The 12,917-nt window shown below is 66.8% G+C and carries 13 protein-coding genes, 1 tRNA gene and 1 riboswitch; of the genes, 9 read left to right on the forward strand and 5 right to left on the reverse strand.

Annotated features, from left to right (window positions below; translation table 11 throughout):
- Positions 1-34 precede the first annotated feature (34 nt).
- Entirely contained in the window at positions 35-496 is a 462-nt protein-coding gene (locus Ga0102493_RS11530) for a hypothetical protein (protein WP_034903611.1), read from the reverse strand.
- Positions 497-632: 136 nt separating this feature from the next.
- A complete protein-coding gene (locus tag Ga0102493_RS11535) occupies positions 633-1,274 on the reverse strand; it encodes a PadR family transcriptional regulator (RefSeq protein WP_034903803.1) in 642 nt (213 codons plus the stop codon).
- Between the two features lie 98 nt (positions 1,275-1,372).
- On the opposite strand from Ga0102493_RS11535, the gene Ga0102493_RS11540 reads away from it, so the two are divergent.
- The 8 genes from Ga0102493_RS11540 to Ga0102493_RS11575 all read left to right on the forward strand — a co-directional run bounded on the left by Ga0102493_RS11540 (position 1,373) and on the right by Ga0102493_RS11575 (position 10,326).
- Entirely contained in the window at positions 1,373-2,707 is a 1,335-nt protein-coding gene (locus Ga0102493_RS11540; protein WP_034903609.1) for a replication-associated recombination protein A, read from the forward strand.
- On the forward strand, positions 2,704-3,588 hold the full coding sequence (locus Ga0102493_RS11545) for a hypothetical protein (RefSeq protein ID WP_034903606.1): 885 nt from the start codon (positions 2,704-2,706) through the stop codon (positions 3,586-3,588). The genes Ga0102493_RS11540 and Ga0102493_RS11545 overlap by 4 nt, the downstream gene beginning before the upstream one ends.
- 45 nt (positions 3,589-3,633) lie before the next feature.
- Positions 3,634-3,709 (forward strand) — tRNA-Thr (locus Ga0102493_RS11550).
- A gap of 898 nt (positions 3,710-4,607) precedes the next feature.
- Entirely contained in the window at positions 4,608-5,369 is a 762-nt protein-coding gene (locus Ga0102493_RS11555; protein ID WP_236922214.1) for a hypothetical protein, read from the forward strand.
- Positions 5,370-5,386: 17 nt separating this feature from the next.
- A riboswitch (cobalamin riboswitch) is annotated at positions 5,387-5,610 on the forward strand.
- Between the two features lie 166 nt (positions 5,611-5,776).
- Positions 5,777-7,729 (forward strand): TonB-dependent receptor plug domain-containing protein, encoded by a 1,953-nt coding sequence (locus tag Ga0102493_RS11560; RefSeq protein WP_034903603.1) that lies wholly within the window; start codon positions 5,777-5,779, stop codon positions 7,727-7,729.
- 10 nt (positions 7,730-7,739) lie between these two features.
- Entirely contained in the window at positions 7,740-8,573 is an 834-nt protein-coding gene (locus Ga0102493_RS11565) for an ABC transporter substrate-binding protein (RefSeq protein ID WP_034903600.1), read from the forward strand.
- A complete protein-coding gene (locus Ga0102493_RS11570; protein ID WP_034903598.1) occupies positions 8,570-9,547 on the forward strand; it encodes a FecCD family ABC transporter permease in 978 nt (325 codons plus the stop codon). Before Ga0102493_RS11565 ends, Ga0102493_RS11570 begins: the two co-directional genes overlap by 4 nt.
- Complete coding sequence (locus Ga0102493_RS11575) at positions 9,544-10,326, forward strand: ABC transporter ATP-binding protein (protein WP_034903596.1); 783 nt, start codon at positions 9,544-9,546, stop codon at positions 10,324-10,326. The genes Ga0102493_RS11570 and Ga0102493_RS11575 overlap by 4 nt, the downstream gene beginning before the upstream one ends.
- Positions 10,327-10,377: 51 nt before the next feature.
- Here Ga0102493_RS11575 and Ga0102493_RS11580 read toward each other — a convergent pair whose 3' ends face one another.
- The 3 genes from Ga0102493_RS11580 to Ga0102493_RS11590 all read right to left on the reverse strand — a co-directional run bounded on the left by Ga0102493_RS11580 (position 10,378) and on the right by Ga0102493_RS11590 (position 12,083).
- Positions 10,378-10,560, reverse strand: a complete 183-nt coding sequence (locus Ga0102493_RS11580; protein ID WP_034903593.1) for a DUF1289 domain-containing protein — start codon at positions 10,558-10,560, stop codon at positions 10,378-10,380.
- Between the two features lie 132 nt (positions 10,561-10,692).
- Complete coding sequence (locus tag Ga0102493_RS11585) at positions 10,693-11,265, reverse strand: NAD(P)H-dependent oxidoreductase (protein ID WP_034903591.1); 573 nt, start codon at positions 11,263-11,265, stop codon at positions 10,693-10,695.
- A 29-nt stretch (positions 11,266-11,294) separates the two neighbouring features.
- Positions 11,295-12,083 carry an SDR family oxidoreductase gene (locus tag Ga0102493_RS11590; protein WP_034903589.1) on the reverse strand — a complete coding sequence of 263 codons (789 nt, stop codon included), beginning with the start codon at positions 12,081-12,083 and terminating at the stop codon, positions 11,295-11,297.
- 237 nt (positions 12,084-12,320) lie between these two features.
- Here Ga0102493_RS11590 and Ga0102493_RS11595 point away from each other — a divergent pair, with 237 nt between their 5' ends.
- On the forward strand, positions 12,321-12,872 hold the full coding sequence (locus tag Ga0102493_RS11595) for a helix-turn-helix transcriptional regulator (RefSeq protein WP_034903586.1): 552 nt from the start codon (positions 12,321-12,323) through the stop codon (positions 12,870-12,872).
- Positions 12,873-12,917: the final 45 nt, after the last annotated feature.

Below are 12,917 nucleotides of genomic sequence, written 5' to 3' on the forward strand. Positions count from 1 at the left end.
AGGCCGGGCGCAAGGGTCGCCCGGTATTCTCACCTCAGCGCAGGACCCCCGCCTTGGTCATGCGCGACGAATAATAGGCCATGCCGATCACCGACAGCCAGATGAGGACGCTGAATACGATCTGGAAGGTGTTCACGAAAGGCGCGGACGCCTCGGAGGCATAGGTCCAGGCCGTGGTTACGGCGAGGCCGGCCAACGAGGCGATGAAGGCGTGAACGGCGAAGCGGCTGCGCAGCACAAGCAGCAGCGAACCCCCCACCGCGCCCCACACGCCGAGCGCCCAGGCGATCGTCGCCCAGAGCGGAAAGCTCGCGACATAGCCGTCCATGATCTCGAGCGAAACACCGCTGCCCTCGGCTGCCATCGCAAGGTATTCGCGGTTGCCCAGCTTGGTCTGGAGGTAGTCGTTCGCGCCGCCTGCGAACCATATCAGGCTGACGAGGGCGAGCGCCCACAGGTGCCATGGCGCCCTTGCGCGCGATGCGGTCTCGGTCATTGTCCTTCCCCTCTCCCGGTGGGCGCGACCCGCGCAAGGAATACGCAAGCGCGCCGGACGCGGCAATCGCCTTGTCTGCCAGCCCGCGCAGGCCGCTGTGCGGACGCCTCCCCCCCAGCGTCCACAGCGCGATCGGTCAGAGTCGTTCGATGCGCTTGGCGACCTCGTCGATGATATCGACGATCTCCTCCATCGCCGCCTTGTCCAGCCGCCCGCCCTTGGCCTTGTTGGCAAGAACATTGGCGAGATTGCCGAGCGCGCGCATCAGGTCTGGCGAACGGGCCTTTTCCGCGCGGCTTCCTTCGTCGGAAAGTCGGGCCATCAGCGCATCGACCTCGCCCTTGCGCTCGTCGAGTTCGGCGCGCCCTTCCTCGGTCGCCTCGAAGGGTTTTTTCGCGCCCTCCGCTTGGGCCTCGGCGATCTTGCCCTCGTCGGCAAGCAGCTGGAGCGTGGGATAGACCGCGCCCGGGCTCGGCGCATAGGTGCCGCCGGTCATCTCCTCTATCGCCTTTATCAGTTCATAGCCGTGGCGCGGCTGCTCGGCGATGAGCGCGAGGAGGGCAAGGCGCAATTCGCCGGAGCCGAACATGCGCTGGCGGCGACGTCGCCGCCCCCCGCCGCGCGGCCCCGTGCCCCATTCCTCGCTCCAGTCGGCGTTCCAGTCGCCGCCCCAGCGGCCGCTCCCGGCTGCGGCCATCGCCATCAGCGGGCCGTAGAACTGCCACGCGGAGCCGCGCCGACCGCGGCCGCCATGGCGGGTAAATCTGAAACCTGTCATCGCATCCTCCATGTTCGATAGGTTCAAGATATATCTTGGATACAGCGATGCAAGCGGGCCGTGGCATTTTCCGACCGAAGGCCTATCTCACCGGACCAATGGCAGACCTGTTCGGAGATGACGCACCCCCTTCCCCTTCGCCCGGCACCCTGAGCGGCGCGGGGCGCGATGATGCCCCGCTTGCCGACCGGCTGCGGCCTCGCGCGCTCGATGAGGTGATCGGGCAGGAGCACCTGACCGGCCCCGAAGGCGCTATCGGGCGGATGGTCGCTGCCGGAAGGCTTTCGAGCATGGTCCTGTGGGGGCCTCCGGGCACCGGCAAGACCAGCATCGCCCGGCTGCTCGCCGATGCGGTGGACATGCGCTTCGTTTCGATCAGCGCGGTCTTTTCCGGCGTTGCGGATCTGAAGAAGGCCTTCGCCGAAGCCGATCGCATGGCCGGATCGGGCAGGAAGACGCTCCTTTTCGTGGACGAGATCCACCGCTTCAACCGCGCGCAGCAGGACGGATTCCTGCCCTTCGTCGAGCGCGGCACCGTCACCCTGGTCGGTGCGACGACCGAGAATCCCAGCTTCGCTCTAAACGCCGCGCTGCTCAGCCGCGCGCAGGTGCTGATCCTCGAACGGCTGGACCACGAGGCTCTTGGAAAGCTGCTCGACCGCGCGGAGGGACTCGAAGGCCCCCTCCCCCTCACCGACGAAGCGCGCGCCGCCCTGATCGCCAGCGCCGACGGCGACGGGCGGTTCCTGCTCGGACAGGCAGAAACGCTTTACAATGCGGGGCTCGACGAGCCGCTCGGCCCGGCGGAGCTCGGCGCGTTCCTCCAACGCCGCGTGGCGGTGTACGACAAGGACCGCGACGGGCATTACAACCTCATCAGCGCGCTCCACAAATCTCTGCGCGGATCGGACCCGCAGGCCTCGCTCTACTATCTCGCGCGGATGCTGACTGCGGGTGAGGAACCGCTCTACGTCCTGCGCCGCCTCGTGCGCTTCGCCTCTGAAGACATCGGTCTCGCCGACCCGCAGGCGCTCACCCAATGCCTCGCGGCAAAGGACGCCTACCAGTTCCTCGGCAGCCCCGAAGGCGAGCTCGCCATCGTCCAGGCCTGCCTCTATTGCGCCACCGCGCCCAAATCGAACGCCGCCTATGCGGCGCAGAAGGCGGCGTGGAAATCGGCGAAGGAGACCGGCAGCCTGATGCCGCCCGCCAACATCCTCAACGCGCCGACAAAGCTGATGAAGGAGATCGGATACGGCGAGGGTTATTCCTACGACCACAATACAGGCGAAGGCTTCTCAGGCGACGATTACTGGCCCGCCGAGTTGGAGCCGCAGGCCTTCTACACGCCGGTCGAGCGCGGATTCGAACGCAAGGTGCGCGAGCGGATGGAATACTGGAATCGCCTTCGCGCGGAGCGGCGCGGAGCGTGAGAGGCTTCGGGCATTTCCTTGCCGTCGACTGGTCGGGCGCTGCGGGTGAGCGGCAACGGGGGATCGCGCTCGCGCTTGCCCACGGCGCAGGCGGGGCCCCGGTCCTCATCCGCCCGCCTCACCCGCGCGGCTGGTCGCGGGGCGAGGTGCTGGCGCTGTTGCTCGATCTTCCGGGCGACACGCTGGTCGGCATGGATCTCGGCATCTCGTTGCCTTACGCCGATTGCGACGCCTTCTTTCCCGGCTGGGATCGCTCGCCCCCTGCCGCGCGCGGCCTTTGGGCGCTGGTCGACGCGTTTGCCGGGGCCGACGATTACCTTGCTGCGGGAAGCTTCGTCGACCATCCCGAAATCGCCCCCTATTTCCGCCGCCATGGGGGACGCGAGGGCGCGCGCTTCAGGGCCGACGATGCTGCGCATGGCCGCGGGCGGCTGCGCGTGACCGAACATGCACAGGCCGCGATGGGCCTGAAACCCTATTCCAATTTCAATCTCGTGGGGGCGGCGCAGGTCGGCAAGTCCTCGCTGACCGGCATGCGCCTGCTTCACCGGCTCGGGCGCGCAGTGTCCGTCTGGCCGATCGACCCGCTTCCTGCGAGCGGCCCGGTCGTCTGCGAGATCTACACCTCGCTCGCCGCGATCGAGGCCGGGCGGTCCGCTTCGCGGGCCAAGATGCGCAGTGTCGAAGAACTGAACGAAGCGCTCGCTGCGCTCGGCGCGCCTCCGGTCCCGGGCGAAGGCCCGCTCGACGATCACAGCTGCGACGCGCTCATCACCGCCGTCTGGCTGCGCGCGGTGCACCGCGAGGAGGCGCGCTGGAAGCCGCGCGGCCTCACCCCCACGCTCGCGGCGACGGAAGGCTGGACTTTCGGCGCGTTGTGAAGATAGAGGCGCTTTCCCGCGCGGGTCGCGGTTCGTGAAGCAAGGGCCGGCTTAGCTCAGTTGGTAGAGCAGTTGATTTGTAATCATCAGGTCGCGGGTTCGATTCCTGCAGCCGGCACCAGATACCAATCCGGACAAGTTCAGAGAGGGCCGAGAAACCCGCAGAAAACTGGTATCTCGTAGGCTCCGAAAGTTCGGACAAGTTCACCGCGATCCATTGACAGATAAGCAATTTGGGGGCCACATTTAGGGGCCATATGGAAAAGTGGAACTGACCTAGCGCCGGATCCTCGACTGCTCAAAGGGAGGCCAGACTTGCCAGAAGCATTCGACTTTGCAGCCAAGCCTGAACGGTTCGTCACGCCGCCAAGCGTTGCTGGCGAATCAGGGCCGTGGAAAAGCTGTACAGTGGCGTCCCCAGAAGCCAGACTGCAATCACTAGGGCAGCAATTCGATCCGGCAGGCGAGACTGGCCCGGAGAAGCTCGCACGCATCTGCGAAAAACACCTAAGACAGATCGAAGCCGAGATGTCGGCATGTAACGACAAGCACGAACTCTCGACGCTTCGAATACGGCGAGACGAGGTCGAAGCTCTCCTCACCTACGCACAAAGCAGAAAGGGATTTAGGGGCCGCGTTCGTCGAAAACTCAGAAATCCGCCCGCATTGCTGCATAAACCGCGATCGATGAAAAGTCTGATCGCTGACCCCCCTGGAACTGAGGATAGGCAAGCGTTTCGGAACCGGCTGATTGGCTGTTTCCGAGCGGGCGATGTTGATCCCCAGTAGGACTTCTACACCCAGACGAACCCTAGGGACTTTCCAGAATCGCCCAGTGGTGATCAGGCAGAGTCTGAGTGAGATCGCCGCGAACGCGGACAAGGAGCGCGCGAAGCTTCCATCTGCACCGTCGCTGTGCAAAGACGCGAACGTGAGACCCGCCCTGGGGCCGGGTCCTGTCATCTCCGCGCCGCATTCGTCGTTCGACAACGCCTCAGGCTCAAAGCAATGACTGCCTCATGAAGCTCCGTTCGCAAAAGTGGCAGCTAGCATGGTTCATGGCGGCGCTGGTCGGAATGGCAGCGCCTGCTCTTGCCATGGTGCTTATTGTGAACGCGCACGCTCGCATTTCGTCTGCACCATTCCCGCTCGCCCAATTCGGCGGACCAATACTGGCGGTGGGCCTGATGGGAGCCGGGATGATCGGCGCGGCCGCTGCCTCTCGTCTCGGGGTAGGCATTCTGCTTGCGCTGCTGACCGGCGCCGGTCTTGTCGGTCTTGCGCGTGTGCTGGGCATGCCGCCCCTCCCCAATCCGGTTTCACTGGGGCTGGCCGTCGTCATCGCCAGCACCAGCTTCGCCGCGCGCGGCGCCCTGTTTGCCCGTTCCGCCTCCGACAAGGGCTGGTGGATCGCCCTGCTCGTGATCGCCGGGGAGGTTTCGATCGTCCTGACTGCCCTCGCCGCGCCGGAGGCCCTGCCGGACTGGCTGCTTGCCCTCTTGCCGGCCCAGTGGGCGAGCGTCGCGATCCAGACGGCGCTGACCGGACCGGGCGCTCTTGCCGCAGGCTCGGCCATGCTCGCCCTTGCGGGTACTGCGGCGGCGACCTTGCTGGTGGCATGGCTGTGGCCGCAGCGCTGGCCCTATCTGGTGATGTTCACCGCATGGCTCGCCCTTTCCGCACTCGTCCTGCACCAGCCAGGCCCACCGCTGCCGCGCGCCGACAGCGCCATAGTCGAGCCCCTGCACGCTGGGTCGCTCGCCTCGATGCGCTCGGCTTGACAGCCAGCCGCGTCCACAGCATTGAACAGTGCAGACGGTGCTGCGGGCAGACGAACGCCCGGAGCTAAGAGGGAAGCCGGTGCGCCTTTCGGGGCAAGGCCGGCGCTGTGCCCGCAACTGTAGGCCGGGAGTCCCGAAGCACCCATGTCACTGGCAAGGCCCTTTCGGGGGCGGCGCCGGGAAGACGCTTCGAGGGCGACGATCGGTGAGCCAGGAGACCTGCCGTCGCGTCGTTCGTCCGGGGCCGGGACCAGCCCAGTGGGACAGGAAAGCTTTTTTCCGAAGTAACGACAGCGAGGCCGGTTTCGGCGTCAGCGGTCCGATTGCGGGTGCAGCTGGCGGGCCAACTGTCTGCCGATCCGCGCGGGGAACCGGACCCCTCTCGCGGCACGACTTTGGAAACGCTCATGAAAATCACAATCCGGCTGCTTGCAGCCGTCTCCATCCTCGCCTTGGTGCCCGGACCCACGTTGGCCCAGCAGGCTCTCGATCGGCAGTCCTTCGACCGGTTGGGAGGCGAGGATCCGGAGGATGAGGAGATCATCGTCACGGCCAACCGCACCGCCCGCGCGAAATCGCAGGTGGGCGAATCCGTGACGGTCATCGGCGAGGAAGAAATCGTCAACCGCCAGCCGAGCGAGGTGCTCGACATACTTCGCACCGTCCCCGGCGTGACCTTCAGCCGCAATGGCGGGCTCGGCACGGTATCGGGCGTCTCGATCCGCGGCGCGCAGGCGGACCAGACCGTGGTCCTGATCGACGGGATCAAGCTCAACGATCCGGCCTCGCCCGGCGCCGGGTTCGATTTCGGCACGCTGCTGGTGGGCAATATCAGCCGGGTCGAGGTCGTGCGCGGCTCGCAATCGGTGCTCTATGGCAGCCAGGCGATCGGCGGGGTGGTCAACCTCCTCACAAGGGAGCCGAGCGAGGAGATCGAGACTTTCGCCCGCGCCGAATACGGCGCGCGCGACACGGCCGAACTGGTCGGCAATGTCTCCGGGCGCTTCGGCTCGGTCGCCGCCAGCGTAGGCGCGACCTATCTCAGGTCCGACGGAATTTCGGCCTTCAGCGAGGCGCGCGGCGGCACCGAGCGCGACGGGTTCGAAAGCCTCGGCGTGAACGGCAAGCTCGACATCGCGATAACCGACGCACTCTCTCTCGACCTGCGCGCCTTCTATGCCGATGGCGAAAGCGAGGCCGACGGCTTTGCTCCACCCACCTTCGCACTTGCCGACACGGACGAGCTTTCGCGCAGGCAGGATTTCGTCGGCTATGCCGGGATCAACGCGGCCTTTCTCGACGGGCGGCTGCGCAACCGGCTCGGCTTTGCCTACACCAATATCGACCGGCAGAGCATCGATGTGTCCGGCGGTTCCGAGATCGAGACCTTCGATGCCAATGGCGAGAACCGCCGGTTCGAATACCAGGGCGTGTTCGATGCGACCGATTTCGCCGGCCTTGTCTTCGGGGCCGAGCGCGAGGAATCGGAGTTCCGCACGTCGAGCTTCGGCGGCCCGGCAAGCCTTGCCGATGTCTGGATCAATTCGATCTACGGGCAGGTAAATCTTACGCCGCTCGCCGGCCTCTCGCTTACCGCGGGCCTGCGCCATGACGATCACGAAACCTTCGGCAGCGCGACCACCTTCGCCGCGAGCGGGGCCTATACGCCCAATGACGGCGATACGGTGGTGCGCGCAAGCTATGGCGAAGGCTTCAAGGCCCCGTCGCTGTTCCAGCTGTTCAGCGATTTCGGCAATCCCGGCCTCGATGCCGAACGCTCGGATGGTTGGGACATCGGGGCGACCCACGGCTTTCTTGGCGGACGGGCCGAGATCGGCGTCACCTATTTCGAACGCGAGGGGACCAACGAAATCGTCTTCGTCGGCTGTTTCCAGAACCCGCTGCCGCCCTGCCAGGTCCCCAATCCGCCCTTCGGCACCTACGACAACATCGCGCGCGCACGCGCCGACGGCTGGGAATTCGGGCTTGCGCTGCGCCCTGTGGACGGCTTCGACGTCGCGGTGAACTATTCGATCATCGACGCCTTCGACGAAGCCACCGGAAACCGCCTGCCGCGGCGGGCGGAGGAGACGTTCAGCCTCGTCGCCGACTATCGGATGGAAAACGGCCTCGGCATCGGCACGACGATCTTCGTCGCCGGGGACAGTTTCGAAAACGCCGCGAACACGATCCGGCTCGACGGCTATGTGGTGGCGGACATCAGGGTCAGCTACGGCATCACGCAAGGCCTGGAGGTGTTCGGGCGGATCGAGAACGTGACCGACGAGCGATACGAAACGGTGTTCCTCTATGGCCAGCCGGGCCGCGGCGTGTTCGGCGGCCTGCGTTACCGGATGTGAGGCGGTGACGATGCGGACGATCCTCGCGGGCCTTGCCTCCCTTCTTCTCCTCGCCTGTTCGCAGGGCGCGGAGCGGGAGGAGTCCGCGCCGCGGCGGATCGTCAGCCTCGATTACTGCGCCGACCAGTATGTCCTGCGCTTTGCCCGGCGCGAGGAGATCCTCGCCCTTTCGCCCCATGCGCGCGATCCCTATTCCTACATGCGCAAGGCCGCCGAGGGACTGCCGCTCGTGCGGCCTCGCTCAGCCGATATCCTCGCGCTCGGGCCTACCCATGTGGTGCGTTCCTATGGCGGCGGGCCGAATGTCACCGGCTTCATGGAGCGCGCCAGGGTCGAGGTGGTGCAGATCGGCTTTCCCGAAACGCTGGAAGACGTCCGCGCAGAGGTGCTGCGCGTGGGCAGCGAACTCGGCGGGCCGGATGCCGCGCGCGCCGTCGCAAATGACATGGATGCGCGGCTGGCGGCGCTTGCGCAGCGCGATGGCCCGCGGCCTCGTGCGCTCTACATGACACCGGGCGGGGTGGCGGCGGGCGAAGGCACGCTGGTCCACGAACTGATGCTGGCGGCGGGCCTTGCCAATTTCCAGGATCGCCCCGGATGGAACCCGATCCCGCTCGAACGGCTGGCCTATGAAAGGCCCGATCTCGTCGCCGCGGGTTTTCTCGAGGACCGGGCGAGCCATGTCGACAGCTGGAGCGCGATGCGCCACCCGGTCGCGCTGGAACTGCTCGGCGAAAAGCCGGTCGTCCGGCTCGATGGGGCATGGACATCGTGCGGGGGCTGGTTCCTGGTCGATGCAATCAAGGCGCTGGCGCAGGGGCGCGGGCAGGCCGGCGCGCGATGAACCGCATTTCCACCATCCTCACCGCTGCGCTCGTGATCGCCTGTCTCTGCTCGCTGCTGCTCGGCTCGGTTTCCTTGCCGCTTGCGCGGGTGCTCGCGGCGCTGGCAGGAAACGGGAGCGAGGGGGACGGCCTCGTCGTATGGCAGATCCGCATGCCCCGCGCGCTTGCCGCCGCAATGGTCGGCGCGGCGCTCGGCATGAGCGGGGCGGCGCTGCAGGGCCTGCTGCGCAATCCGCTTGCCGAACCCGGCATTCTCGGCGTTTCGGCGAGCGCGGCGCTGTTCGCGAGCTGCGTGCTCTATTTTGGCCTCGCAGGCGCCGGTCCGCTGGTCCTGCCGATCGCAGCGGTGACGGGCGCGCTCACTGCGACCGGCCTGGTCGCTGCCGCCGCGCTCAGAACCCGGTCGGTGGTTACGCTGATCCTGATCGGGGTCGGCCTTTCGAGCTTCGCCGCGGCGTTGATGGCGCTGCTGATGAATCTCGCACCCAACCCGTTCAGCCTTGCCGACATGGTCAACTGGATGCTCGGCACGGTCGCCAATCGCAGTTTCGCCGACATCGCCTTCTCTGCCCCCTTCCTCGGCGTCGGCATGGCGATCCTGCTTGTCGGACGCGGCGGCCTTGCGGCGCTCGCGCTGGGCGAGGAAACCGCCGAGGGGCTGGGGCTCGATCTCACCCGCCAGCGGCTCGGCGTGATCCTCGGCGCCGGGCTTGCGACGGGCGCGGCGGTGGCGCTGGCGGGCGCGATCGGCTTTGTCGGGATCGTCGCGCCACATCTGGTGCGGCCCTTCCTGCGTTACGACCCGGCGCGGCTGCTGGTGCCCTCCGCGCTGCTCGGTGCGCTGCTGCTGGTGCTGGCCGATATCGGCGTGCGGCTCGTTCCGACCGACAGCGAGCTGAAACTCGGCGTCGTCGCGTCGCTCATCGGTGCGCCGATCTTCGTCTGGATCGCGTCGCGGCGGAGGCTCACATGAGCGCGCTCGAAGCCCGCTCGCTCACCTACCAGGCGCAAGGTCGGCTGCTCGTTGCGGAGGCCGGTTTTGCGCTCGAAGAGGGCGCGCTTACCGTGCTGATCGGGCCCAATGGCGCGGGCAAGACGACGCTCCTTCGCCTCGCGCTCGGCCTGCTCGCACCCGATGCAGGCGAGGCGCTGATTCTTGGGCGGAACGCCCGCGCCCTTCCCCCGCGCGATCGCGCCCAGCTCGCAGCCTACCTGCCGCAGCAGCGCCCGCTCGTCTGGCCGCAGCCGGTGCGCGATATCGTCGCTCTCGGCCGCTTCGCCTATGGCGGCACGCCCGCCCGGCTTTCCCCCGATGACGCGCAGGCGGTCGAGCGCGCGATCGCCGCCTGCGGCCTCGCCGGGTTCGAGGAACGCGCAGCCGACACGCTGTCGGGCGGGGAGATGTCGCGCGTCCACCTCGCCCGCGCGCTCGCCGCCGAGGCGCGGGTTCTGGTCGCCGACGAACCGGTCGCAGCGCTGGACCCGCGCTATCAACACGAGGTGCTGCGCATCTTCGAGCGTGCGGCGAGCGCGGGGACGGCCGTGCTGACGGTGGTCCATGACCTCGCCCTCGCCGCGCGCTATGCCGACCGGCTGCTGTGGATGAAGGATGGCCGCATCGTGGCCGACGGATCGCCTGCCGAAACCCTGACGCCCGAACGCCTCCGCGCCGTCTTCGGGATCGAGGCCGAACGGGCGCCGGACGCCGGGGGACGCGTGCAGGTGCGGATCATCGGTCCTTCGCCGCAATAGGCCGCTGCTCCTGCCCCCGTCGGGCATCCCCACGGACTTATCGACGCGGCCCTATCGCGCGGCTAGCCCCGCCAGCCTCGCACTCGCGGCCTTGCTCGCCACACGTCTTTCATCGCTCGTCATCGTCGGCCAGCCGGTAATCTCGCCCAGGGTGCGCCCGCAGCCGACGCAGAGCTGGCCGTCCTGCGACAGTTGGCAGATCTTTCGGCAGGGAGACGGCACGCAATCGTCCATGCGGGGAACCTTTCGACCGAGCGAAAGGCGCGGTGTAACCGTTCAGTGCGGCAAGTGGCAACCGGTTGGCATCGCGTCCGTCGGCGGGCCCTCATGCCCGAAAGCCGCACGCCCTTGACCGGGCAGGCCCGGCTATCGGCCGCGCCGCCCGAGATCGCCCACCTTGCGCAGCCCGCGCGCGCGCGCGTCCGCGTCCTCAACGCTCCCGATAAGTGTCATCCTGACCGGGGAGATGCCCACGAAATGCAGCATGTTGCGCTTCAGGCTGCGAAGGCTGTGGGAGAAGAAGTAAAGGCGATAGCCTGCCGCCGGCATGCCCATCGTGACGATGACCCGGGCCGACTTGCCCAGCAGAAGCTTGCCGAACAGCCCGCCTTCCTTCGGCTGGATCGCGAAACCGGGCCGCAGCACCTGCTCGAGGAAGCCCTTGAACAGGGCCGGCACGTCGCCGAGCCAGAGCGGGTAGAGAAACACCAGGTGTTCGGCCCATTCGATATCGCGCTGGACCTGCTCGAGGCCGGGGGGAACCTTGCCATTGCGCCACTGCGCCGGGTCGCGCAGCAGCGGAAAGTCGAGCGCGGCAATCTCGACATCGCGGACCTCGTGAGAAACGCGGGCGGCGTCGGCATAGGTCCGCGCGAGGGCATGGACGAAGCGATCGGGGTCGGGATCGGGGTGACCGTCGATGATCGTGATGCGCGCCATGCCGGTCCCGATTTTCCTGCGCCCGCTTGCTACTTGCCGTCCGGCACGGATTGCTCGCTGCCCGGGCTCTCCGGCTCCAAAGGCAGGCAGGTCCCGGCAAGGGCACCCCCATCGATCACGAATTCGCATCCGGTCGAATAGGAGGCTTCGCTGAACAGGAAGCGCACCATCCGCGCGACCTCCTCCGCTTCGCCGAAGCGCGCGATCGGCTGGTTCGCCGCTACCTTTTCGGGCATGTCCTCGGTCATCGGGGTGCGGATCGGGCCGGGATGGAGCGAGACGACGCGGATGCCGTCCCCGGCAAGATCGAGCGCGGCGGATTTGGTGAGGCCCCGGATCGCCCACTTGCTCGCGACATAGGCGCACAGCCGGGCATAGCCCTGCATCCCGGCAATTGACGAGGTATTGACGATCGTCCCGCCACCTGCGCGGCGCAGTGCCGGGGCGGCGGCCCTGATGCCTAGGAATATCCCCGTAAGATTGATCTCGACGACCCGCCGGAATTCTTCGGGCGAACATTCGGTGACCGATCCGTGGGCGAGGATGCCGGCATTGTTGAACAGTCCGTCGATCCGCCCGAACAAGTCCTCGCAGCGCGCGATCGCGTCCGCCCAGCCCTGCTCGCTCGACACGTCGAGGCGGTGATAGGCCGCCCGCTCGCCGATTTGCGCGGCAAGGCTTTCCCCCTCCCCGTCGAGTATGTCCGTGACCAACACCCTTGCCCCTTTTTCGGCAAGGAGGCGCGCGCTCGCCGCCCCTATACCGCGGGCTCCCCCGGTGATCAGGATCGTCCGCGAAGCGTTCGGCGGGGCATTCATTGCAGCACTCGTCCTTCCATTGACCCTTCGCGCATCCTGCCACGCCCGCCGTCCGGCACGATTGGGAAACCTACGGAGGAAGGACGGGCGGCAGCTTCGCAAGACATCGGGGGAATTGCGGATGCAACGCACAGCCACGATGCCGCATTCAACTCCGCGCGAGAGGGGGCAGCGATGTCTGCAAGCGAAGCGATCGATAGAGAGCCAGCAGGAAAAGCAGCGGGAGAGCCTAGTATCGTGGCGTTTCTCGATTGCCTGGCGCAGCTTGACGGGCGAATCCGGCTCGTTGTCGATCGCGACGGCATGATCGTTGCACGCCCGCGTCTCGCCTCCTCACTTCTCGGCAACATGATCGGCGACAACCAGCCCGCATCGCGCGGCAATGGCGGCGTCGCCTCGCGCATCGTGGCAGCGCCCCGGCTGGCCGACCGCCTGCTGAGAGTGCGTGGCGACGAAACGGAAATCGCCATGCTCGAACGGGCGGACGGAGGTGGACCGATCATCGTTCGCGCCTCGGCGATCGACGACAGGCATGTCTGCATTCTTTTCCTGATGGCGAGCGCGAAAAGGTCCGGCCGTATCGAGGAGCTCGGTTCGCTGTTCGGGCTGACGGCGTGCGAAGCCCAGGTCGTGCTCGACATGATTGAGGGACGCTCGCCCGCGGCGATCGCCGACCGGCGCGGCAATTCGATCCACACGATCCGCGCGCATATCCGGCAATGTCACCAGAAGATCGGCGCGAAAACCCGCGAAGAGATGCTGAGTCGTATTGCCAGAATCTGCCTTTAGGTTTTTATTCAATCGTCAATTTTGACTAATCGAATTTCATTGTTA

This window comes from Erythrobacter litoralis (assembly GCF_001719165.1).
In the GTDB taxonomy this organism is placed as follows: Bacteria; Pseudomonadota; Alphaproteobacteria; order Sphingomonadales; family Sphingomonadaceae; genus Erythrobacter; species Erythrobacter litoralis.

What these genes read in the sequence shown, in the direction of transcription:
- Ga0102493_RS11530 (WP_034903611.1), bottom strand. Translation starts at nt 496, where the DNA reads ATGACCGAGACCGCATCGCGCGCAAGGGCGCCATGGCACCTGTGGGCG.
- Ga0102493_RS11535 (WP_034903803.1), bottom strand. Translation starts at nt 1,274, where the DNA reads ATGACAGGTTTCAGATTTACCCGCCATGGCGGCCGCGGTCGGCGCGGC.
- Ga0102493_RS11540 (WP_034903609.1), top strand. Translation starts at nt 1,373, where the DNA reads ATGGCAGACCTGTTCGGAGATGACGCACCCCCTTCCCCTTCGCCCGGC.
- Ga0102493_RS11555 (WP_236922214.1), top strand. Translation starts at nt 4,608, where the DNA reads ATGAAGCTCCGTTCGCAAAAGTGGCAGCTAGCATGGTTCATGGCGGCG.
- Ga0102493_RS11560 (WP_034903603.1), top strand. Translation starts at nt 5,777, where the DNA reads ATGAAAATCACAATCCGGCTGCTTGCAGCCGTCTCCATCCTCGCCTTG.
- Ga0102493_RS11565 (WP_034903600.1), top strand. Translation starts at nt 7,740, where the DNA reads ATGCGGACGATCCTCGCGGGCCTTGCCTCCCTTCTTCTCCTCGCCTGT.
- Ga0102493_RS11570 (WP_034903598.1), top strand. Translation starts at nt 8,570, where the DNA reads ATGAACCGCATTTCCACCATCCTCACCGCTGCGCTCGTGATCGCCTGT.
- Ga0102493_RS11575 (WP_034903596.1), top strand. Translation starts at nt 9,544, where the DNA reads ATGAGCGCGCTCGAAGCCCGCTCGCTCACCTACCAGGCGCAAGGTCGG.
- Ga0102493_RS11580 (WP_034903593.1), bottom strand. Translation starts at nt 10,560, where the DNA reads ATGGACGATTGCGTGCCGTCTCCCTGCCGAAAGATCTGCCAACTGTCG.
- Ga0102493_RS11585 (WP_034903591.1), bottom strand. Translation starts at nt 11,265, where the DNA reads ATGGCGCGCATCACGATCATCGACGGTCACCCCGATCCCGACCCCGAT.
- Ga0102493_RS11590 (WP_034903589.1), bottom strand. Translation starts at nt 12,083, where the DNA reads ATGAATGCCCCGCCGAACGCTTCGCGGACGATCCTGATCACCGGGGGA.